The 21,188-nt window shown below is 72.1% G+C and carries 19 protein-coding genes; 10 read left to right on the forward strand and 9 right to left on the reverse strand.

The annotated features are described in order from the left end of the window. Window position 1 precedes the first annotated feature (1 nt). The 5 genes from rsmA to lptF all read right to left on the reverse strand — a co-directional run bounded on the left by rsmA (window position 2) and on the right by lptF (window position 6,806). On the reverse strand, window positions 2-877 hold the full coding sequence (gene rsmA / locus ACFFJB_RS06275; protein WP_376830401.1) for a 16S rRNA (adenine(1518)-N(6)/adenine(1519)-N(6))-dimethyltransferase RsmA: 876 nt from the start codon (window positions 875-877) through the stop codon (window positions 2-4). Further along, window positions 874-1,917, reverse strand: a complete 1,044-nt coding sequence (gene pdxA / locus ACFFJB_RS06280) for a 4-hydroxythreonine-4-phosphate dehydrogenase PdxA (RefSeq protein ID WP_376830402.1) — start codon at window positions 1,915-1,917, stop codon at window positions 874-876. Before pdxA ends, rsmA begins: the two co-directional genes overlap by 4 nt. After that, a complete protein-coding gene (locus tag ACFFJB_RS06285) occupies window positions 1,914-4,436 on the reverse strand; it encodes an LPS-assembly protein LptD (RefSeq protein ID WP_376830403.1) in 2,523 nt (840 codons plus the stop codon). Before ACFFJB_RS06285 ends, pdxA begins: the two co-directional genes overlap by 4 nt. Window positions 4,437-4,537: 101 nt before the next feature. Further along, window positions 4,538-5,626: an LPS export ABC transporter permease LptG gene (lptG, locus tag ACFFJB_RS06290; RefSeq protein WP_376830404.1), complete on the reverse strand. Its 1,089-nt coding sequence runs from the start codon at window positions 5,624-5,626 to the stop codon at window positions 4,538-4,540. Between the two features lie 16 nt (window positions 5,627-5,642). Further along, complete coding sequence (gene lptF / locus ACFFJB_RS06295; protein ID WP_376830405.1) at window positions 5,643-6,806, reverse strand: LPS export ABC transporter permease LptF; 1,164 nt, start codon at window positions 6,804-6,806, stop codon at window positions 5,643-5,645. 339 nt (window positions 6,807-7,145) lie between these two features. Here lptF and ACFFJB_RS06300 point away from each other — a divergent pair, with 339 nt between their 5' ends. The 4 genes from ACFFJB_RS06300 (at window position 7,146) to ACFFJB_RS06315 (ending at window position 11,726) form a co-directional block, all read left to right on the forward strand. Further along, window positions 7,146-8,750: a leucyl aminopeptidase gene (locus tag ACFFJB_RS06300; RefSeq protein WP_376830406.1), complete on the forward strand. Its 1,605-nt coding sequence runs from the start codon at window positions 7,146-7,148 to the stop codon at window positions 8,748-8,750. Between the two features lie 108 nt (window positions 8,751-8,858). Further along, window positions 8,859-9,314 (forward strand): DNA polymerase III subunit chi, encoded by a 456-nt coding sequence (locus tag ACFFJB_RS06305; protein ID WP_376830407.1) that lies wholly within the window; start codon window positions 8,859-8,861, stop codon window positions 9,312-9,314. Between the two features lie 145 nt (window positions 9,315-9,459). Beyond that, window positions 9,460-11,136: a S10 family peptidase gene (locus ACFFJB_RS06310; protein ID WP_376830408.1), complete on the forward strand. Its 1,677-nt coding sequence runs from the start codon at window positions 9,460-9,462 to the stop codon at window positions 11,134-11,136. Window positions 11,137-11,237: 101 nt separating this feature from the next. After that, a complete protein-coding gene (locus ACFFJB_RS06315) occupies window positions 11,238-11,726 on the forward strand; it encodes a hypothetical protein (RefSeq protein ID WP_376830409.1) in 489 nt (162 codons plus the stop codon). Window positions 11,727-11,916: 190 nt separating this feature from the next. Here ACFFJB_RS06315 and ACFFJB_RS06320 read toward each other — a convergent pair whose 3' ends face one another. After that, on the reverse strand, window positions 11,917-13,794 hold the full coding sequence (locus ACFFJB_RS06320) for an ABC-F family ATP-binding cassette domain-containing protein (protein WP_376830410.1): 1,878 nt from the start codon (window positions 13,792-13,794) through the stop codon (window positions 11,917-11,919). A 283-nt stretch (window positions 13,795-14,077) separates the two neighbouring features. On the opposite strand from ACFFJB_RS06320, the gene ACFFJB_RS06325 reads away from it, so the two are divergent. Then, on the forward strand, window positions 14,078-14,323 hold the full coding sequence (locus ACFFJB_RS06325) for a hypothetical protein (protein WP_376830411.1): 246 nt from the start codon (window positions 14,078-14,080) through the stop codon (window positions 14,321-14,323). Between the two features lie 99 nt (window positions 14,324-14,422). Then, complete coding sequence (locus ACFFJB_RS06330; RefSeq protein ID WP_376830412.1) at window positions 14,423-15,109, forward strand: Crp/Fnr family transcriptional regulator; 687 nt, start codon at window positions 14,423-14,425, stop codon at window positions 15,107-15,109. Window positions 15,110-15,377: 268 nt separating this feature from the next. On the opposite strand, the gene ACFFJB_RS06335 is transcribed toward ACFFJB_RS06330, so the two are convergent. After that, the gene (locus ACFFJB_RS06335) at window positions 15,378-15,797 is read right to left on the reverse strand and encodes a DUF2147 domain-containing protein (protein WP_376830413.1); all 420 of its coding nucleotides are present in this window, start codon (window positions 15,795-15,797) and stop codon (window positions 15,378-15,380) included. A 295-nt stretch (window positions 15,798-16,092) separates the two neighbouring features. Between ACFFJB_RS06335 and ndk the strand changes: the two genes are divergently transcribed. Both ndk and ACFFJB_RS06345 read left to right on the forward strand, forming a co-directional pair. Then, entirely contained in the window at window positions 16,093-16,515 is a 423-nt protein-coding gene (ndk, locus tag ACFFJB_RS06340; RefSeq protein WP_376830414.1) for a nucleoside-diphosphate kinase, read from the forward strand. Between the two features lie 105 nt (window positions 16,516-16,620). Then, window positions 16,621-16,971 carry a hypothetical protein gene (locus tag ACFFJB_RS06345; protein ID WP_376830415.1) on the forward strand — a complete coding sequence of 117 codons (351 nt, stop codon included), beginning with the start codon at window positions 16,621-16,623 and terminating at the stop codon, window positions 16,969-16,971. Between the two features lie 280 nt (window positions 16,972-17,251). On the opposite strand, the gene purN is transcribed toward ACFFJB_RS06345, so the two are convergent. Together purN and purM are read right to left on the reverse strand one after the other, a co-directional pair. Further along, on the reverse strand, window positions 17,252-17,974 hold the full coding sequence (gene purN, locus ACFFJB_RS06350; protein ID WP_376830416.1) for a phosphoribosylglycinamide formyltransferase: 723 nt from the start codon (window positions 17,972-17,974) through the stop codon (window positions 17,252-17,254). An 8-nt stretch (window positions 17,975-17,982) separates the two neighbouring features. Next, a complete protein-coding gene (gene purM / locus ACFFJB_RS06355; RefSeq protein WP_376830417.1) occupies window positions 17,983-19,056 on the reverse strand; it encodes a phosphoribosylformylglycinamidine cyclo-ligase in 1,074 nt (357 codons plus the stop codon). A gap of 198 nt (window positions 19,057-19,254) precedes the next feature. Here purM and ACFFJB_RS06360 point away from each other — a divergent pair, with 198 nt between their 5' ends. Next, window positions 19,255-19,785: a CDP-alcohol phosphatidyltransferase family protein gene (locus tag ACFFJB_RS06360; RefSeq protein WP_376830418.1), complete on the forward strand. Its 531-nt coding sequence runs from the start codon at window positions 19,255-19,257 to the stop codon at window positions 19,783-19,785. Between the two features lie 109 nt (window positions 19,786-19,894). Next, complete coding sequence (locus ACFFJB_RS06365) at window positions 19,895-21,010, forward strand: AI-2E family transporter (RefSeq protein ID WP_376830419.1); 1,116 nt, start codon at window positions 19,895-19,897, stop codon at window positions 21,008-21,010. Window positions 21,011-21,188 lie beyond the last annotated feature (178 nt).

A 21,188-nucleotide genomic window follows, 5' to 3' on the forward strand; every position in this document is an offset into this window, starting at 1 on the left:
CTCATTCCGGGGAGCCGGTTTTCGCCTGCGCCAGCATGGCGTCGCGGGCGTTGGCCAGGCGCACGAAATCGGACACCGACAGCGTCTCCGGCCGCGCAGTGGGCGCCACGCCCGCCCGTTCCAGCAGCTGCAGCGGATCGTCAACGGCGCCCTTCAGGCTCTGGCGCAGCATCTTGCGGCGCTGGCCGAACGCCGCCTGCGTCACCGCCTCCAGCGACGCCAGACGGCACGGCTCCGGCGCCGGCCGCGGCGTGATCCGCACCACCGACGACATGACCCTGGGCGGAGGGGTAAAGGCGGCTGGCGGCACGTCGAACAGGATGCGCGCCTCGGCGCGCCAGCCGCACAGGACGCCAAGCCGGCCATAATCATTCGGCGCCGAAGGTCCGGCGACAATGCGCTCCGCCACCTCGCGCTGGAACATCAGCGTCAGCGACTCCCAGGCCGGCGGCCATGCCGGCGTGGTGATCCAGCCCAGCAGCAGCGCCGTTCCGACGTTGTAGGGCAGGTTGGCGACGATGCGCAGCGGCCCGCCCCCGGCCGGCGCGAGGGCCGCGAAATCCACCTTGAGCGCGTCGGCGTTCACCACCTCCAGACGGCCCGGGTAACGCGCGGCGACCTGCTCCAGGGCCGGCAGGCAGCGCTGGTCGCGCTCGATGGCGATCACCTTGCGGGCGCCGCAGGCGAGCAGGGCGCGGGTGAGGCCGCCGGGGCCGGGACCCACCTCCACCACGGTCACCCCCTCCAGCGCCCCGGAGGCGCGGGCGATCTTCGCCGTCAGGTTAAGGTCGAACAGGAAGTTCTGGCCCAGCGACCTGCGCGGCTCGAGGCCGAAGCGCGCCACCACCTCGCGCAGGGGCGGAAGGTCGTCGATCATGGCCGCGCCTCCGCATCCGCCCGCGCCAGCCTGGCGGCGAGACGCAGCGCCGCGACCAGGCTGTCCGGCCGGGCCACGCCGCGGCCGGCGATGTCGAAGGCCACGCCGTGATCGGGCGAGGTGCGGATGATGGGCAGCCCGAGGGTCACGTTGACGCCCTCGTCAAAGGCCAGGGTCTTGATCGGGATCAGCGCCTGGTCGTGATACATGCAGATCGCCGCGTCATAGCCCGCGCGGGCGCGGGCGTGGAACATGGAGTCGGCCGGCAGCGGCCCGCGCGCGTCCACGCCCATGGCCTGCAGCGCCGCCACCGCCGGCGCCACCACCGCCGCGTCCTCATGCCCCAGGGTGCCGCCCTCGCCGGCGTGCGGATTGAGCCCCGCGACCGCCAGCCGCGGCCGCGCCACGCCGAAACGCCGCTGCAGGTCACGCGCCGTGATGCGCGCCGTCTCCACGAGCAGCTCCGTGGTCAGCCGGCGCGGAACCTCGGCCAGCGGCATGTGAATGGTCGCCGGAACCACCGCCAGCTCCGGGCACCACAGCATCATCACCGGCGTGGGCGCCGCGCCGCCGTCCGCGCACAGGGCGGCGAGAAACTCGGTGTGGCCGGGATGGGCGAAGCCGCAGGCGTACAGCAAAGACTTGGCGATGGGGCAGGTGACGACGCCGGACACGTCGCCCGCCAGCGCCAGCGCCACCGCCGCGCGAATGGCGGCGATCGCCGCCGGGCCGTTGGCCGGATCCGGCTGGCCGGGAACGCCCGGCGCCGGCGGGGCGTTCGCCGGCAGCACCGGCAACGGCGCGCCGGGCGCGCGCCGCGCCGCCCCGGCCGCCGAGCGTATCGCGCGCACCGCGACGCCCTGCGCCGCCGCGGCGCGGCGCATCACCTCCAGGTCGCCAATGACGAAGAAAGGCGGAACGTCGCCGGCGCGCCAGGCGGCGACGGCGATCTCCGGGCCGATGCCCGCCGGATCGCCCATGGTGAGCGCCAGCGGCCGCGGCGCGGCGCCGTCGCCAGCGGCTCCGCCGCCCGCGGTCATTGCGCCACGCCGCCGCTCGTCGCGTCGCCGAGCGTCTGGCTCAGCTGAACCGCGCCGAGGGTGGTGAGCTCAAGGCGCACCATCACGCTCTGGTTGTTGGAGCGCACGCCCGTGGTCGGGTCGTTGTAGGAGCTGGTGTAGACCACGCCGAAGGTGGCGCACTCATCCTGATACTGGACGCCGATCGAGGCCGACGCCAGCGAGCCATAGGGCGCCTTGAGGTAATTGCGGCCGGTCAGCGGATTGCTGACGAAATACTGCTGCGCGTTCTTCTGCGCGCTCAGGTCGAACAGCATGCTGCCGTGCACGCGCCAGTTCGGGGTGACCTGGTACGACAGCGTCGGCGCCAGGCCCTGGCGGCGCACGGCGTAGCCCAGCGACGGCTGCGCGGCGTAATGGCCGTAGGTGAGGCTGGCCTGCATCGCCCCGAGACTGACGCTGCTGGTCAGCTCCATGCGCTTGAGCGCGAAGCTCTCCTGGTCGAAGCGGCCGCGGGCGGTGAAGGCGAACCGCCGGCTGGGCTGCAGGTGCAGGCGGCCGACATAGTCCGAAGCCTTGCGGTCGAGACCGGATTCAAGACCCGTATTGGTGGGGTCGCGATAGCCCTCGCTGAACGAGTTGCGGCCGGCGAGCTGCACCGACTGGCCGAAGAGCGCGTCCACATAGCCGCCGCCCGCCGTGGTCAGGGCGTATTTCAGGCCGTAGTTGAGGCGCACGCCGCCCTCGACGCGGTCGTAACCGGAGAACTTGTCGTATTCGAACAGCGTGGTGTCGTCGAACACGAGGCTCTGGGCGTCCTCGTTCGGCAGCTTGCCGAGGCGGGTCTCGTTGGGCCTCGCCACGATCTGGGCGACCGGCTCGATGGTGTGGGTGACGCCGGAGGCGGTGGTCGCCACGAACGGGTAGCGGTACTCGAGGCCAACCGCCGGCATGACCCGCCCGAGGGGGCCGGAGGCCGGATCGATGAAGTTCGGCACATGCTGGTTGAGCGCGCCGGTGACGTCGGCCCGCGTCCAGGTGACGTCGGCGCGCAGCGAGGCGAACGGCGTCCACACCTGGCCGAACGGGTCGATGAAGCGGCGCTTCCACAGCGCCCCGGCGGTGGCGCGGGTATAGGTTCCCGGCATGCCGCGCATGATGCAGCGGCCTTTTTCGTAAATGGCGCAGTTCGAGTAATAGCCCAGCCAGTTGTTGAGCATGTTCGGCGTCTGCTGGAAGTACGCCTGGTCGCGGCTGAGGCTGGTGACGTTGGCGTCCAGGGTGATCTGGCCGCCGAGCCAGTCGGGGCCGTCGAACGCCCTGTTGTACTCGAGCGCCGGGTGGACCACCGGCTGCTGCTTCTGCCAGTCGAGGCTGGAGAGGCCCTTGAAGTAGTAGCCCCTGAGGTCAAAGTAGCCGCGATCGCCCTTGCCGGTGAGGAACACCGTCGAGGTGGACTCGCGGAAATAGGTGGTCGACAGGCTCTCCGACTTGATCTTGTAATTGTCGAGGAACCACTTGTCGGTGACCAGCGCCACGTCCCAGCCATACTGCCACTTTTCGTTCAGGTAAAAGCGGCCGGCGCTTTCGATGGAGCCGCGGAACTCCTTGTCGCGCGGGCCAAGCGGCGAGGGCAGGAAGGCGTCCCTGTCCCGCTGGAAGATGCCGGCGGCGCGCACGTTGTAGGAGCCGGTCTCCAGCCGGTGGCGGAACTCGGCCTGGCCGAGCACGCCCTGCCGGGTCATGAACGTGGGCGTCAGCGTCACGTCCATGTTCGGCGCGATGTTGATGAAATAGGGGATGGCCACGCCATAGCCGGTCGCCGTGGAGGCGACGAAGCGCGGCGCGAGGAAACCGCTCTTGCGGCGCACCGTCGGATCAGGCGCGGACATGAACGGCGCGTAGGCCATCGGCACGCCGATGAACTCGAGCGTGGCGTCCTCGTAATAGATCATCCGCTCCTGGTTCTTGTGGATGATCTTCGCGGCGCGCACCTGCCACAGTGGCGGACGCTCGGGATGGTCGGCGCAGGGCTCGCAGGCGGTGTAGGTGCCTTTCTCGAACACCATGGCCTCGCCGCCGGCGCGCTCGGCGCGCGGCGCGGCGAAGCGGGTGGTGACGGTCTTGCCTTCGATCACGCCGGTGCGCTGCACGCGCAGGGAGTCAATGAAGCCGTCGCGGAAATCGTCGGTGAGCTCGAAGCGGTCGCCGGTGATCACCGTGCCGTCGGCCTCGGTGATGCGCGCGTTGCCGGTGGCGAACACGCGCCGGCTGGCGCGGTCATAGGTGACGCGGTCGGCCTGCAGGGTGCGGCCCTGGTAGTAGAGATGCACGTCGCCGACGGCCGAGACGGTGTTGCGGTCGTTGTCGTACTGCAGCTCGCCCGCCTCGACCAGCAGGCGGTCTTTTCCGCTTTCGCCGGCGCTCCTAGCCTGCAGCGCGTCGTTGAGCGTCTGGGCCGAAAGCGCGCAGGGAGCGACGCCCGCCAGCAGCACCGCCGCGATCGCCTTGAGGGCCGCCATGCCGATCCGTGACTTCATGCCGCCGTTCCGTCTCGTCCCGCCCGGGACGCCTCCTTGCGACCGTCCACGGGCGCGCGCGCCCGTTCGGGTCCGCCGTCCATGTCGCCGCGGCGCTGTCGCTAGCCGTCTTCCTGATAGAGGAGGGCGAGCACGCCGAGAAGGGCGCCGGTCACCGCAGGGAGCCAGGCGGCGACGGCTGTCCCCAACAAACCGGAGCCCCCCAGATCCTGCGTGAGCTCCGTCGCCACATAAAGCATGAAGCCGGCGACGACGCCACCCAGAACCATTTTGGCGACGCCTCCAAACCGGAAGAACCTTAATGAAAAGCTTGCGGCGACCAGCACCATCGCCACCAGCAGGATGGGCCTTGCGATGAGGACGTCAAGCTGCAGCTGGTAACGGGTGGCGTCCAGACCGGCCTTCCTGGTGCGGGCGATGAAGCCGGGCAGGTCCCACAGCGGCACGCTCTCCGGCGGGGTGAACTGCTGGCGCACGAGGGCGGCGTCCAGGGCGCTCGGCGCGCTGAGCGTCGTGAAGCGTTCCGGCTGCTTTCCGGGGGCGACGATGCGGCCGTCCTCCAGACGCCAGCGGCCGTCCTCCAGCGTCGCCGTGCGCGCCTCGATGCGGTCGCGGAAGGTTCCGTCCGGATTGAAGTTGAAGAAGGTCACCCGGTTCAGCGTGGTGGAGTTTTCCACCGCCTGGTCGGCGCGGATGATCACCTCGCCCTCGGGCCGGCGCTCGCGCAGCCACTGCTCCCTGCCGGGCATGAACTTCTGGCTGCGGGCGAAAACGCCCGCCTCGATCTGCGACGCCCGCTGCTTCAGATAGGCGGCGAGCGGGTTGTACGCCGTGACCGCGACCACGCCGGTGAGGAAGGCCACCAGCACGAACGGCTGCAGGAACTCCCAGGCCGAGACGCCGGCCGCGCGGGCGATCACCAGCTCCAGCCGGCGGCTGAGATTGAGCAGCGTCGCCATGGCCCCGAACAGGATGGCGAAGGGCAGCGCCTGCTCGGCCACCGCCGGGGTGCGGAACAGCGCCAGCAGGGCCATGGTGGCGGTCGAGGCGCTCTCGGCGTCGCCGGCGCGGCGCATGAGCTCCACCAGGTCGAGCGTGTAAATCAGCGCGAACACCGTGCCGAACACGATGAGGATGGCGCGGAGAAAGTGCCGTGCGAAATAGCGGCCGAGCGTGGGTCCGATGATCATGCGTTCCCGCGGAAGGTCATGCGCGCCGCAGCGGCGGCGCGGGGAGGCGGGCGGCGATGCGCGCCCGGAGGGCGTCGAGGCGTTCGGCGATGGCGTTCACCTGTTCGCTGAAGAAAATCGCGGCGAGCGCGCCGGCGCAACCCAGCAGCGGCGCGCCGTAAATGCCGATCACGCCGGCCGGAGAGCGCACCGCCGCGGAGGAGGCCATGAAGCCCAGCACCCGCACCGCCACCACCGCGGCCAGCGCCATGCCGATGGCGTAGCCGCGGCCCTGGCGGGTGGTGCGCGCCTGGCCAAGCGCGGCGAAGGCGATCAGCACGAAGGCAACCGGATAGAGCGGCGCGGCGAAACGGTCATGCAGCTCGGCCCGGAAACGGCCGGCGTGGATCTTGTAATAGGTTTCGTTGACGTCCGGGTGCAGCAGGTCGCGCGTGGAGCGCTCGCGCGGCTTGTACACCACCTCGCCGCCTTCGCCGCCAAAAGCCCCGAGGTCGATGGCGTAACGATCGAAGCGCACGATGGAGCTGTCGCCGGCGCCGCCGTCCTGGCGCTGGATGGAGCCGTTCTCCAGCACCAGATAGCTCTGGCCGTCGAGATCGACCACCTGGCCGCGCTGGGCCAGATAGACCGAGGTCTTGCCCGCCTCGCGCCGGTCCTGGAAGAAAATGCCGAGCAGCGTGTCGCCGGCCCGCTCGCGGTAGTGGAAGGTGACGCCGCTGTCCAGCGAGGTGAACTGGCCCGGCTTGACGATGTTGGCGACGAAATCGGCGCGGATGTTGGTGACGAGGTCGCGCAGTCCCTGGAAGCTGTTGGGCATCAGCCACAGGGTCATCCAGCCGGTCACCAGCGCCACCACCAGGGCGGCCAGGGCGAAGGGCCGCAGCAGCCGGCCGGGCGAAACGCCGGCGGCGCACATCACGATCAGCTCCGAATCGCCGTTCAGCTTGTTGAGCGCGTAAACGGCGCCGATGAACAGCGCCACCGGGGCGATGACCGCCACCAGCGCCGGCAGCGACAGCAGCGTGACGGAGAAAAACACCCACAGCGTCTGGCCCTTGCCGGTGAGCAGGTCCATCTGCTTCAGCGACTCGGTGATCCAGATCACGAGGGTCAGCGCCAGCAGGCAACTGACGAATCCGGTGAAGACGTTCCGGAAAATGTAACGTTCGATCAGCGTCATGCCGCGTGTCCCCGGGGGCGCGCGCCGCGCGTTCCGCAATGGCGCCCGTTCCGTTCGATACCCTGGCCGCGGCCAGGAAGTAAGTGCGCCGGCGCCCTCCGCCGCCGGGATCGCCTGTCGCGGCGGCGAATTGATGGCGCGCCGCGGCGGCCGTCGCCATGGCCTGGACATGACGCTAACATGACGCGCGCCCAGACATGCGCGCAGGAGACGCGCAAGGAGACGCGCTTGCCGGTCGCCCGTCCGGCGTGCCACCGTCAGCCGGCCGGCGGGCCGCGAGCGGCTTCCGGCGGACGGGCGCGGCCCGGCGCGCGACGCGGATCCCGGATCGAGGTGTTCATGAGCGACCAGATCAAGATTGACTTCAGGGGCGTTGAGCCGATCGTCGGCGGCGACGTGGTGGTGTTTGTCGGCGAGGACCTGCGCCTGACGCCGCTGGCCCAGGACCTGCTGGGCGCGGCCGCCCAGGCGCTGGTGACGCGCGTGGCCGCCGTGGAGCGCTTCAGGGGCAAGGCCCGTTCCGTGCTCACGCTCACCGCGCCGGCCGGCGTCGCCGCGGACCGCCTGCTGGTGGTGGGCGTCGGCGACGCGGCCGCCCGGGCGAAAACCGACTTCACCCGTCTCGGCGGCGTCGTCATGGGCCGGACCGGGGCCGGGCGCAGCGTGCGCGTGGTGTTTGACCTGCCCGGCGACGCCGCGCCCGCGCAGGACGACGGGGCGAAGGCCGGCAAGAAAAAGGGCAAGGACAAGGCTGCGAAAATGGCCGCCGCCGCGGCGACGGACGAGGCCGGCCTTCCCGCGCCCGGCGCCGACGCCGCGGCCGACTTCGCCCTCGGCCTTGCGCTGCGCGCCTACCGCTTCGACCGCTACAAGACGAAGAAGAAGAAGGACGACGAGGACGACTCCGCGCCCTCCAGCTTCACCATCATGCTGGCCGGCCATGCCGGCGCGAAGAAGGCCTGGCGCAGCCGCGAGGCGGTGGCCGGCGGCGTGATCCTCGCCCGCGACCTGGTGAACGAGCCGCCGAACGTGCTCTATCCGGCCGAATTCGCCGACCGCGCCGCCCGCCTGGCGAAGCTCGGCGTTGAGGTCGAAGTGCTGGACCGCAAGCAGCTGGCGAAGCTTGGCATGCGGGCGCTGCTTGGCGTCGCCCAGGGCTCGGCCCACGAGCCGCGCGTGGTGGTGATGCGCTGGAACGGCGGCCGCGGCGACGAGGCGCCGCTCGCCTTCATCGGCAAGGGCGTGTGCTTTGACTCCGGCGGCATCTCCATCAAGCCCGCCGCCAGCATGGAGGACATGAAGGGCGACATGGGCGGCGCCGCCTGCGTCACCGGCCTCATGCACGCCCTGGCCGCCCGCAAGGCGAAGGTCAACGCCGTGGGCGTCATCGGCCTGGTGGAGAACATGCCGGACGGCGGCGCCCAGCGCCCCGGCGACATCGTCACCTCCATGTCCGGCCAGACCATCGAGATCATCAACACCGACGCCGAGGGCCGCCTCGTGCTGGCGGACATCCTCTGGTACGCGAAGGAGCGGTTCCGGCCGCGCTTCATGATCGATCTGGCCACGCTCACCGGCGCCATCCTGGTGGCGCTGGCCCAGGAGCACGCCGGCCTGTTCTCCAACGACGACGCCCTGGCGGCGCAGCTCGCCGCCGCCGGCGAAAAGACCGGCGAGACAGTGTGGCGCATGCCCATGGGCGAGGCCTTCGACCGCATGATCGACTCGAAGTTCGCCGACATGAAGAACACCGGCGGCCGCAACGGCGGCTCGGTCACGGCGGCGCAGTTCCTGAAGCGTTTCGTCGGCGACGTGCCGTGGGCGCATCTGGACATCGCCGGCGTCGCCATGGGTCCGCCGGCCAGCGACATCAACCAGTCGTGGGGGCCGGGCTGGGGCGTGCGGCTGCTCGACCGCCTGGTCGCCGACAACTACGAAAACTGACCCCGCCCGGGGGCGGCCCGGCCGGTCCGCGCCGCCTCCGTCCGGCCAGCCCCCGTCGCGCCCGCGCGGCGCGGCGGGCGGCGCCGGGATCGAGATGACGGAAGCGCCATGACGGAGGTCCTGTTCTACCACCTGCAGCGCCAGACGCTGGAGGAGGCGCTGCCCACGCTGCTGCTGCGCTCGCTGGAGCGCGGCTGGAAGGTGACGGTGGAGGTGGGCGACAGCGAACGGCTCGCCGCCCTCGACGACCACCTGTGGACCTTCGCAGACGACAGCTTCCTGCCTCACGGGGCGGCGCGCGAGCCCGGCGTCGAGCTGCAGCCGGTGGCGCTGGTGGACGGGCCGGAGAATCCCAACGGCGCCAGCGTGCGCTTCCTCGTCTACGGCGCGCGCGTGCCCGATGATTTCGCCGGGCTCGAACGGGTGGTGCTGATGTTCGACGGCGCCGACGACGTCGCTCTCGCCAGGGCCCGCGAGGACTGGGTGAAGGTGAAACGCATGGACGGGCTCGTCGCCACCTACTGGTGCCAGAACGACGAAGGGCGCTGGGAGAAAAAGGCCTGACGGCCCGCCCGCCGCCAGGCGCTCCCCGGGCGGCGGCGGCGCGCCGCCTTTCGCCCCTCATGTCCGGGCCTCGCCCGGGCGTCCATGGCCAGCCGGAGCGCGCCGCCGCAGGGCTGCGCGCCCCGCAACCGCAACGGATGTCGCCATGCCGAGTCTCAACGGATTTTCCGCGCCCGTCGCCCCTGGCCGCCGCCGGCCCGGGGTGGCCGCGGCGCTGCGCTGCGGCGCCGCGCTCGCCGTCGCCCTGGCGGCGCTCGCCGGCCCGCCGGCCTCCGCTCCGGCGCAGGGCGCGGAACAGGTCCGGCGCGAGGGCGCCGCGGACAACGCCTTCGCCGCCCGGCTGCCCGCGCCGGCCAGCGTCACCCGCGAGCTGGCGCTGCCCGAAGGCAGGCTGCGGTATGTCGCCGCCGCCGGCGCCCTCCCGCTGTATGACAACAACGGCAGGTTGCAGGCGGAGGTCGGCTACGTGGCCTATACCCTGGCCCCGGACGGCGCGCAGCCGCCGCACCGGCGGCCGGTGACCTTCGTGGTCAACGGCGGGCCGGGGGCTTCGTCGGCCTGGCTCAATTTCGGCGGGCTGGGGCCGCGCGTCGTCGCCTTCGGCAATCCGGGCGACACGCCGTCCACGGCGCCGCTGCTGGAGGACAATCCCGACACCTGGCTCGCCTTTACGGACCTGGTGTTCATCGACCCGCCGGGAACCGGCTTCAGCCGCATGGACCAGCAGGAGCAGACCCGCCGCCGTCTGTGGTCCGTGGATGGCGACATCGCCGCGCTGGCCCGGTTCATCAGCCGCTATCTCACGGAACACGGCCGCATGACCTCGCCCAAATATCTCGTTGGCGAGAGCTACGGCGGTTTTCGCGTTCCGAAACTGGCGCACGCGCTGCAGACCTCCGCTGGCGTCGGCGTGAACGGCGTGGTGATGCTGTCGCCGGTGCTGGACTTCGCCCGCCTTGGCCCGGACGCGGACGCCGTCATCGGCTATGCGGCGCTGCTGCCCTCCATGGCGGCGGCGAAGCTGGAGCGGGAGGGGCGGCTGACGCCGGAGGCGCTGGCCGGGGCGGAGGCCTATGCGGCCGGCGACATGGTGCTCGATCTGCTGCGCGGCCCGGCGGACGCCGCCGCCCGGGAGCGGCTCGCAGCCGGCGTGGCGCGCTTCACAGGGCTGGATCCGGAGCTGGCGCGCCGTTACGGCGGGCGCGTCGACGCCCGCGCCTTCGCCCGCGAATTCCGTCGCGCGGCCGGCGAAACCGCCAGCCTCTACGACGCCGGCGTCACGGGCCCCGATCCCTGGCCGTTCGATCCGGACCGGCGCGTCGACGATCCGGTGCTGGAAGGGGCGCAGGCGGCGCTGTCCAGCGCGGCGGTGGACGAGATCACCCGCGGCATCGGCTGGAAGGCCGAGGGGCCGTACCGGCTGCTGTCAGACCAGGTGAACCGCAACTGGAACTGGGGGCGGGGGCTGCGGCCGCCGGAGGCGCTGTCGGCGCTGCAGGCGGCGCGGGCGCTCGATCCGCGCATGAAGATCCTGGTGGCCCATGGCTACGGCGATCTGGTGACGCCTTATTTCCAGTCGCGTCTGGACCTGGCCCGGCTGCCGCCGCTGGCGGGGGCGGAGCCGCTGCTGTTCCGGACCTATCCGGGCGGGCACATGTTTTATACGCGGGAAAGCTCCCGCAGGGCGTTCCGCGACGACGCGCGCGCCCTCTATGATCGGCGCGACGCGCAGAATCGCGCGCCGCAGCCGCCGGCCGCGGCGCCTGGAGCGCAGTCGCCGGAAACGCAGTCGCCGCAGTCGCCGTCGCAGAAGCCGCGGTGACGGGCGGCCGCCGGCCCCGCGCGCGGCGGGCGCGGCCCCGCCGCCGTCCGCGAAGCGCCGCGCCGGCGCTTTTTGTCCGCAACAGGGGAGTCCGCCCGCCCATGCACCGCACCGTCCGCTCCGTCTCCCGGCCGCCCGTCGCCGCAGGATGGCCCCGCGTCGCGCTGGCCGCGTCCGTCGCCGGGCTGCTGCTGGCGGGGTGCTCGTACAACATCGGCGCCATTGGCCTGGCGGGCGACCGGAGCGCGGCGGTGTCCGCGGGGTCGGGCGGCGTCACCGCCATCCAGAGCGGCCCCTCGGGAACGCAGGTCTATTCGGCGCCGCCGCCCGGGGCCGCGCCGGCGCGCAATCTCGGGCCGGTGCTGCGCGCCGACGGCGCCTGTTCGGAGCCGTTCGCCGGGCCGGTTCCGGCGGAGATCGCGCCGGGCATCGGCGAATGCGCGCTGGTGGCGGCGAAGGGCCCGCCGCTGGACGTGCTGATCGGCGAAAGCGGCAAGGGGCAGCGCGAGGTGCAGGTGCTGTACCAGGAGCCGGGCGGCAAGCGGCTGTACCTGTTCTCGGACAACCGGCTGCTGCGCGTGGTGGACTGACGCCGGCTTCCCCGGGGCGGCGGCGCGGCGCCATGGCCCGCGCCAGCGCGCCGGCAGGGCCGCTTCGCGCGCCCGCCGGCGGGCGCGGGCTGTTTCTTGCGGGCCGGCGTGACGGCGGGGACCAGACCTGGCGACGCCAGGCTCCGGCGCGGGCATGACGGACCGGGCCACCCGCCGCGCGGGCGCGCCGTCACTCCTCCAGCCGGGCGGAAACCTCCAGCCATTCCTCCTCGGCGGCGCTGATCGCGGCGGCGGCTTCGGCCCGCATCTTCGCCAGCTCCGCCGCCTTGGCCGGATTCTTCGTGAACGCTTCGCCGTCGGCGAGGGCGGCGTCGATCTTCGCCACGGCCGCCGTCAGCCTGTCGATGCGCGCCTCCAGCGCGGCGAGGCGCCTGCGCAGCGGCGCCTGGGCCTGGCGCTTCTCCGCCGCCTCGCGCCGGCGCTCCGCCTGGCCGGCTCCCGGGCCGCCGCTGTCGCCGCCGCGGCTGCGGCTGCGGCCGCCGTCGCGCGCCTCCAGCACCAGGGCGCGGTAGTCGTCGAGATCGCCGTCAAACGGCTTCACGCCGCCGTCCCCCACCAGCCACAGCCGGTCCACGCAGGCCTCGACGAGGAAGCGGTCGTGGCTGACCAGCACCACCGCCCCGGGATAGTCGTTGATGGCCTTCACCAGCTCCTGGCGGCTGTCGATGTCGAGGTGGTTGGTGGGCTCGTCGAGGATCAGCAGGTGCGGTCCGTGGAACGCGGCCAGACCCAGCGCAAGGCGCGCCCGCTCGCCGCCGGAAAGCGACGTCACCGGCGTGTCCGCCTTCTGGCCGGGGAAGCCCATCTGCGCCGCCCGGGCGCGGATCTTCGCCTCCGGCGCGCCGGGCATCAGCCGCGCCACGTGCTGGAAGGGGGTCTCGCCGGCGCGCAGCACCTCCAGCTGGTGCTGGGCGAAGAAGGCGGTCTGCAGCTTCGGCGCGCGGGTGAGCGTACCGGCCAGCGGCTCCAGCGCCCCGGCCAGCAGCTTCGCGAAGGTGGACTTGCCGTTGCCGTTCTGGCCGAGCAGGCCGATGCGGTCGTCGGGCGCCAGCGACAGGTTGAGGTTCTTCAGCACCACCCGGTCGCCATAGCCGGCCGAGACGCCCTCCATGGCGATGACCGGCGGCGACAGCGGCCGTTCCGGTCCCGGCAGGCTGAAGGGCAGCGTCGCCTCGTCGGTCATGGCCGCCACCGGCTCCATCTTCTCCAGCCGCCTGAGGCGCGACTGCGCCTGGCGCGCCTTGGAGGCCTTGGCGCGGAAACGGTCCACGAAGGCCTGCATGTGCCGGCGCTCGGCCTCCTGCCTGGCGCGCAGGGCGTTGTTCTGGGCCATGCGCTCGCGCCGCTGCCGCTCGAAGGAGGAGTAACCGCCGCGGTACAGGGTGAGCTTGCCGCGCTCCAGGTGCAGGATGTGGTCCACCGCCTCCTCCAGCAGTTCGCGGTCGTGGCTGATCACCAGCGCCGTGTGCGGGTAGCGGCCGAGGAAGTCGTACAGCCAGAGCGTGCCCTCGATGTCGAGATAGTTGGTGGGCTCGTCGAGCAGCAGCAGGTCCGGCTCGGCGAACAGCACCGCCGCCAGCGCCACGCGCATGCGCCAGCCGCCGGAAAAGGAGGAGCACGGGCGCTGCTGCGCCTGCGCGTCAAAGCCGAGGCCGTGCAGGATGGCGGCGGCGCGGGCCGGGGCGGAATGGGCGCCGATGTCGACGAGGCGGGTTTCGATCTCCGCCCGCCGCATGGGATCCTGGGTGGTCTCCGCCTCGCGCAGCAGGGCGGCGCGCTCGGTGTCGGCGGCGAGCACCACCTCGACCAGCGACTCCGGTCCGGACGGCGCCTCCTGGGCCACCGCGCCGATGCGCCGGTGGCGGGGCAGCGTCGCCGAGCCGCTCTCCGGGGCGATCTCGCCGGTGAGAATGCGGAACAGCGTCGACTTGCCGGCGCCGTTACGGCCGACGAAGCCGACGCGCGCGCCGTCCGGAATCGCGACGCTGGCGCTGTCGAACAGGATGCGGGGACCGAGCCGGTAGGTGAGGTCGCTGATGGTGAGCATGGGCGGGTGTTTGGCCCCGCGCCGCTTCCGGCGCAAGCGGCAGTTGGGGCCGCGGCCCCCCCGCCGCGCGCGCGGCCCCCTGTGGACGGGTCCGTGCGCCGGCTGGGGACAGGCGGCGCATGACGGCGGCGCGGCCGGCGTTCGCGCCAGGAGGCGGCGCGCGGCGTTGCCGCGGTGCAACGGCGGCCGCGGTCAAATTGTCGCCGTGATTGCGACATGGTTGTGCCGTGGCGGTCGCGTTCCCTACACCCTGTTAATAACCTGTTGATTCGTTCTGGATGCAATGACTGTTCGCCGCCTTTCCCGTGACGCGCTGGTGCTGGTGCTGGCCTGCCTCACGCTCGGCACGCTGGTGCTTGCGCGCACCACCATGCGCGCCTGGTCGGAGGCGGGGGCGGCGTTGCGCGAGCCGGCGGCGTGCGGCGATCCCCGGCCGTGCCTGACGCCGGGGCGGCGCAGCGCGGCGCCCGCGGCGCCGGCGGTCACCGGCCCCGGAAAGCCGGCGGTCGCCGCGGCCATCGCCATCTGAGGTCATCTGGCCGGGGATGACGCCCGCGAAGGCCGGGCGCGGGCTTGACGCTCGCGCCGCTGGCGGAAGACCATGCGCGCCGGACCGGAGGGCGCATGGTTGATCTCCTTTTCGCGTATTCCCTTTTTTCGTGACTCAGGTCTCGACCTGACGGCGTTCGAGTCGCGCTGCCGCTGGCGGCGCTTTGACGTGGACGAGATCCTTGTCGACTTCGAGGACGCCTCCACGGACGTCTATTTCATCGTGTCCGGGGAGGTGCGCATTCTCAACCGCACCCAGGCGGGCAAGGAGATCATTCTCGGCGAGATGCGCGGCGGGCAGTTCTTCGGCGAGCTGTCGGCCATCGACGGCGTCGGCCGTTCGGCCAACGTCACCGCGCTCACCCGCGGCGAGGTCTGCATCGTGCCGGCGCCGGTGTTCCGGGAAATGATCTACTCCTCCCCGGCGCTGGCCGAGCGGGTGATGAGGCTGCTGGCGGCCCGCGTGCGCGAGCTGAACGCCCGGCTGATGGAGCATTCCATGCTCGACCTGCGCCACCGGCTCTACGCCGAGCTGCTGCGCCTGTCGACGCCGCGCCCGGGCCACCCCGGCGAGCGGGTGGTGACTCCGCCGCCCTATCACCACGTGCTGGCGGCGCGCATCGGCTGCCGCCGCGAGCAGGTGACGCGCGAGTTCACCCACATGTCCCAGGAGGGGCTGGTGGAGCGCACCCGCGGCGCCCTGGTGCTGCGGCGCCCGCAGGAGCTGGAGGCGCGCGTCGCCCAGGCCCTGCGCGAGGCGGACTGACGTTTCCTGCAAGGAACGGTCCCGCCGCCTGCGGGACGGGCTGGCCCAGGGGGCGGCGCGGGCCGCCCGCCCGGCGAAGGGCTGGCCCTGGCGCACGCGCGTCCAGGGACTCCGCCGCTGGCCGGCCGGAGCTGGGTGACGGCTGGCCCTGGCGCACGCGCGTCCAGGGACTCCGCCGCTGGCCGGCCGGAGCTGGGTGACGGCTGGCCCTGGCGCACGCGCGTCCAGGGACCGCCGCTGGCCGGCCGGAGCTGGGTGACGGCTGGCCCTAGCGCACGCGCGTCCAGGTCTGGCTGCGGCAGATCAGGCCGCCGAGCACGCAGCCGGTGAGCTTGAGCGTGTTGGGGCCGGTGAGCTGGAGCTTTCCGGAATATGTCTTTCCGTCCAGAAGGTTGTACAGCTTTCCGGAGAAGCCGCCTGAAGCGGGGTCCGGCGTGCCGGTGATCATCTGCAGGCCCACCAGCGGGCGGTTGCGCAGGGTCGGATCCTGGTTGTTGACGTCCCTGTCGCCGATACGTGTCCAGACAATGACGCCGCACCAGGTGTCGCCGCATTTCTGCATGCGCACGCGGGTGTCGCCGGACTCGGTAAGCCAGACGCCGGCGACTGCCGCCGGATCCTGCGCCCGGGCGGGCGCGCCGGCGGCGGCGAGTCCGAGGACTGCGGCGCAGGTCAGCTGTTTCCACATGACGGATGTTCTCCAGTTTCAGTCCTGTCGTCGTCCTGCGCGGGAGCAGCGGACGGCAGGGGGCGGAGGGCCCTGCGCGGCCGGCCCGCGATGATGGCGAACCGAAGGGTTCACCAGCGCCGTGGCGATGGCAAGCTCTGCCTGGGCATGAAGCCGGGGCGCTCTGCTTGCCGGTGTGGGGAGGCGCCGCTATAAGGCCGCTACCTTTTCACAAGCCGCATGCGGAACGGCGCCACCCGGCGCCGTCGCAGGCGACCGTCGCCGCCGTCGCGGCGCTTACCGGAAGAGCTTCCCCATGGCCATTGAGCGCACTTTTTCGATCATCAAGCCCGACGCCACCGCCCGCAATCTCACCGGCGCCATCAACGCCGTGATCGAGCAGGCCGGCCTGCGCATCGTCGCCCAGAAGCGCATCCGCATGACCCGCGCCCAGGCCGAGGAGTTCTATGCGGTGCACCGTGAGCGCCCGTTCTTCGGCGAGCTGGTCGAGTTCATGACCTCCGGCCCGGTGGTGGTGCAGGTTCTGGAGGGCGAGAACGCCATCGCCCGTTACCGCGAGATCATGGGCGCCACCAATCCGGAGCAGGCGGCCGAGGGCACCATCCGCAAGCTGTTCGCCCGGTCGGTGGGCGAGAATTCGGTGCATGGCTCTGACGGTCCGGAAACCGCAAGGATCGAGATCGCCCAGTTCTTCGCTGGCAACGAGATCGTTGGGTAAGGCGCCGGACGCTTGACGTTACGGGGAGCGCTTCTGGTACCATCGGACCGTTCTGACGTCCGTCTGTCACGCGGAGCGCGTCCCGCGCGGAGCAGGAGAGCACGAGTGCGCAAGTTTGTTCTGGCGGCGGCGGGCCTGTTCGCCGCGACTTCTGCCTTCGCGGCCGCGAATCCGGGTACGGCGCAGCTGCCGCCCCCGGATCCGACGGCGGCCAGACTCACGCCGTATGAGATCACGTTACGCGCCTTTGACGCCTGCCTGATCACCCAGTCACGGCTGCAGGGCGTCACCCGTGAGGCGGTTCACAGCCCGTGCAGCTGCTACGCCCGCCGCACGGTCAGCGCCATGACGAAGGAGGAGCTGGACGCCTTCCGGCGCACCGGCTACTTCAACGACAGCGCCCAGGCCAAGGGTCTGGAGGCGATTGACTACTGCAAGCTGAAGCGCCCGATCTGACGCGGCGCGACGGCACGGTCGCCGGTCTGAACCCGGAGCCCCCGGCTCCGGGTTTTGTTTTGCGCCGCAGGGGGGCGGAGCGCCTCCCGTCGCCTCCGCGCCGCCCGCGCCCCTGGCCCGCCCCTGGCGTCCTGCGCATGCGCGCGCGACGGCCGGAGACCGGCGCCCGTCCGGGACGGTTCTGGCCGGCCGGGTCAGGCCCGGGCGTCGCCGCGGGGAGGCTGGCCGGGCGGGGCGGCGAACCCGCGGCCGCCGGAGGAGGCGCGGCTGCCGCCGCGCGTCACGGCTCGGGAGCGAAAATGGTCGCCTGCAGGGCCGTCGCCTGGTCGCGATAGGCGACGCGGCCGTTCTCCAGCCAGGCGTCGCCGCCGGCCACCAGCGCCAGCGCCCGCGGATACAGCCGGTGCTCCTGGCGCAGCACCCGCGCCGCCAGCGTGTCCGGCGTGTCGCCGGGGCAGGTGGGAACCGCCGCCTGGGCGATGATCGGCCCCACGTCCAGCACCGGCGTCACGAAGTGCACCGTGCAGCCGTGCAGCCGCACGCCGTCGGCGAGGGCGCGCTCATGCGTGTGCAGGCCGGTGTAGGAGGGCAGCAGGGACGGATGGATGTTGAGCAGCCGCCCCTCCCAGGCGCCCACGAACACCGGCGTCAGAACCCGCATGAAGCCGGCGAGGCACACCAGCTCCACACGGGCCTCCCGCATGCGCGCGTCCAGCGCCCGCTCGAAGCTCTCGCGGTCCCTGCCGTAGGGACGGTGGTCCACCACCGCCGTGGCCACGCCGAAACCCGCCGCGGTGGCGAGGCCGGCGGCGCCGGCGTTGTTGGAGACCACCAGCACGATCTCGGCCGGAAAGGCCGGATCGGCCGCGGCCTTCAGCAGCGCCTCCATGTTGGAGCCGCGCCCGGAGATCAGCACGCCGACGCGCACGCGCGGCCGGCGGGAGGAGCCAGTCGCGGACGTGGTCGCGGAGGCTGGCGCGGAGCCCGCGCTGGACGCCGTCATGGCGGCGCTCACCGGAACAGCCGGCCGGAGACGGCCACCCGCGGGCCGTCGCCGCGCCACGGCGTGACCTCGCCCAGCACGACGCTGTTCTCGCCCTCGGCGGCGAGGGCGAGGCGCACCGCGTCAACCTGCTCCGGCGCGGCCACCACCACCATGCCGACGCCGCAGTTGAAGGTGCGCAGCATCTCGCTTTCGGCGATATCGCCGGCCTCCGCCAGCCAGCGGAACACGGCGTGCGGCGTGATGGCGTCGAGGTTGAGCGACACGCCGCAGCCCTCCGGCAGCACGCGCGGAATGTTGTCCGGGAAGCCGCCGCCGGTAATGTGGGCCAGCGCCTTGATCGCGCCGGTCTTGCGGATGGCGGCGAGCAGCGGCTTCACATAGATGCGGGTGGGCGTCAGCAGCGCCCGGCCGAGGCTCTGGCCCGGCGCGAACGGCGCAGGGTCCGACCATGACAGGCCAAGATTGGCCGCCACCCGCCGCACCAGCGAAAAACCGTTGGAGTGAACGCCCGAGGAGGGCAGGCCGAGCAGCACGTCGCCCGGGCGCACGTCCGGCCGCGGCAGCAGCTGGCCGCGCTCGGCGGCGCCGACGGCGAAGCCGGCGAGGTCATAGTCCTCGCCGGCGTAGAGGCCCGGCATTTCGGCGGTTTCGCCGCCGATGAGGGCGCAGCCGGCCATGCGGCAGCCCTCGGCGACGCCGCGCACGATGGCCACCGCCGTGTCCGGATCCAGCCGGCCGGTGGCGTAATAGTCGAGGAACAGCAGCGGCTCCGCCCCCTGCACCACGAGGTCGTTGACGCACATGGCCACCAGGTCGATGCCGACGGTGTCATGCACGCCGGTGTCGATGGCGATCCTGACCTTGGTGCCGACGCCGTCATTGGCCGCCACCAGGATGGGGTCGGTGAAGCCGGCCGCCTTCAGGTCGAACAGGCCGCCGAAGCCGCCGATTTCGGCGTCGGCGCCGGGGCGGCGGGTCGAGCGCACGAGCGGCCTGATGGCGTCGACCATGGCGTTGCCCGCGTCGATGTTCACGCCGGCCTGGGCGTAGGTGAGACCTTCCTGTTTCTGTTCAGTCATCTCTCGTGCGCTCCGCTGATGGCAGGCAGGTACGACGGGCGGGCGCCGGGCGCAAGGCCCTTGCGGTCACATCCGGGCCCGGCGGCGCGCCTGCCCGCCCGACGCCCCGGATTCCGCGCCGCAGGGCGGCGACGCGTCCCGGGGCGGGCGTTCTCGCAAATTCCGCGCCGTCAGGGTAGTTTCGCGGGCGAGGGACACATGACGATTCCGAACCTGATCACCATCGTCCGCCTGCTGATGGCGCCGCTGGCCGTCGTGATGATCGGCGCCGGTTACTGGGCGGGCGCCTTCGCCGTCTTCCTGTTCGCCGGCGTGTCCGATGCGGTGGACGGGTTCATCGCCCGCCGGTTCGGCATGCAGTCGCAGCTCGGCGCCTATCTCGACCCGCTGGCGGACAAGGCCCTGCTGGTTTCCATCTATGTGGCGCTGGCCATCCACGGCGTGCTGCCGGCCTGGGTGGCGATCGTGGTGGTGTCGCGCGACATCATGATCGTCTCGGCCATGGTGCTGTCCATGTTGCTGGACCGGCCCATGGAGGTGCGCCCGCTCATCGTCAGCAAGCTCAACACCGGCGCCCAGATCGGCTTCGCCGCGCTGCTGCTGGCCGCCAACGCCTTTGGCGGCGTGCCGGAGGGGCTGCTGCAGCTGGCGCTCGTGGCCACCGTCGGATTGACGCTCTGCTCCGCCGCCGCCTATCTCGTGTTATGGTTGCGGCACATGGCTGCCTGACCTCGCGCCGCCAGACGTCAGGCGGCCTCACCCGCCGCCTGGCCCGTGGCCGGCTGGCCGGCCGTCTTTCCGCTGCGGCGGCGCGGCGGCCCAACACCGCGGAGAAGCGATGAGGGTTTCCCGGGGCGCATTCTGGCTCGGCATGCTGGCGGCGGCCTGCGCGCTGGCGTGGCTGTTCAGCGGCGCCATGTTCCCGTTTCTCGTGGGCATGGGCATCGCCTATCTGCTTGATCCGGTGGCCGACCGGCTGGAGCGGCTCGGCATGGGCCGCACGCTCGCCGCCTGCGTCATCCTTCTGGCCTTCCTGCTGCTGGCGCTGGTGGCGGCGTGGATCCTGGCGCCGGTGCTGGGGCGGCAGGTGACCGCCTTCGTCGAGAACATGCCGCGCAATCTCGCCCGCCTGCAGGAGCTGGCCAGCCATTACGTGCGGCCGCTGCTGCAGCGCATCGGCGGGGCCGACGCCGTCTCCGAGGCGCAGAACTCCCTCGGCCAGATCTTCACCCAGACCGCGGCCTGGGCCGGCGGCGTGCTGCAGTCGCTGTGGAGCAGCAGCCAGTCGGTCATCAGCGTCATCGGCCTTGTGGTCATCGCGCCGGTGGTGGCGTTTTACATGCTCATCGACTGGGACCGGATGGTCGCCGCCGTGGATTCGTGGACGCCGGTGAGCCAGCGCGCCACCGTCCGCAAGCTGGCGCGGGACATCGACCGCGCCATCGCCGGCTTCGTGCGCGGCCAGAGCCTGGTGTGCCTGTTCCTCGGCGTGTTTTACGCCGTCGGCCTCAGCCTTGTCGGCCTCAATTTCGGCGCGCTGATCGGGCTGGGCACCGGCCTGCTCACCTTCATCCCCTATGTGGGCTCCACCTTGGGCCTGCTGGTCTCCATGAGCGTGGCCATCGTGCAGTTCTGGCCTGACTGGACGTGGATCCTTGTGGTTCTGGCCATATTCGTCGCCGGCCAGTTCATCGAGGGCAACATCGTCTCGCCCCTGCTGGTGGGCGACGCCGTCGGCCTGCATCCGGTGTGGCTGATGTTCGCGCTGATGGCCTTCGGCTCGCTGTTCGGCTTCGCCGGGGTGCTTGTGGCGGTGCCGGCGGGCGCGGCCATCGGCGTCCTGGCGCGCTTCGCCCTGCAGCGCTATCTGGAGAGCAGGTTTTACCACGACGTGGAGCCGCCGCCGGGTGAGGGCGCGGCCGGGCCTCCGGAGGAGGGGCGCGACGGCGCCTGAGGGGCGGCCGGTCCGCCGCCCCTGTGGGCGGCTGTGAACAGCGGCGACGCCGGGCCGCGCCGGGCGGAAAATGCGCCCTGGCGGCCCTGCCTGCTCTGGCGCAGGCGGCGGCGATTGGCCATTGTCCCGGCGGCGCGCCCCGGAGCCGGCGGCGCGGCGGCGGGAGGCGGCCCGCGGC

The sequence above is a fragment of the Camelimonas abortus genome, assembly GCF_042432745.1.
Classification (GTDB): domain Bacteria; phylum Pseudomonadota; class Alphaproteobacteria; order Rhizobiales; family Beijerinckiaceae; genus Camelimonas; species Camelimonas abortus.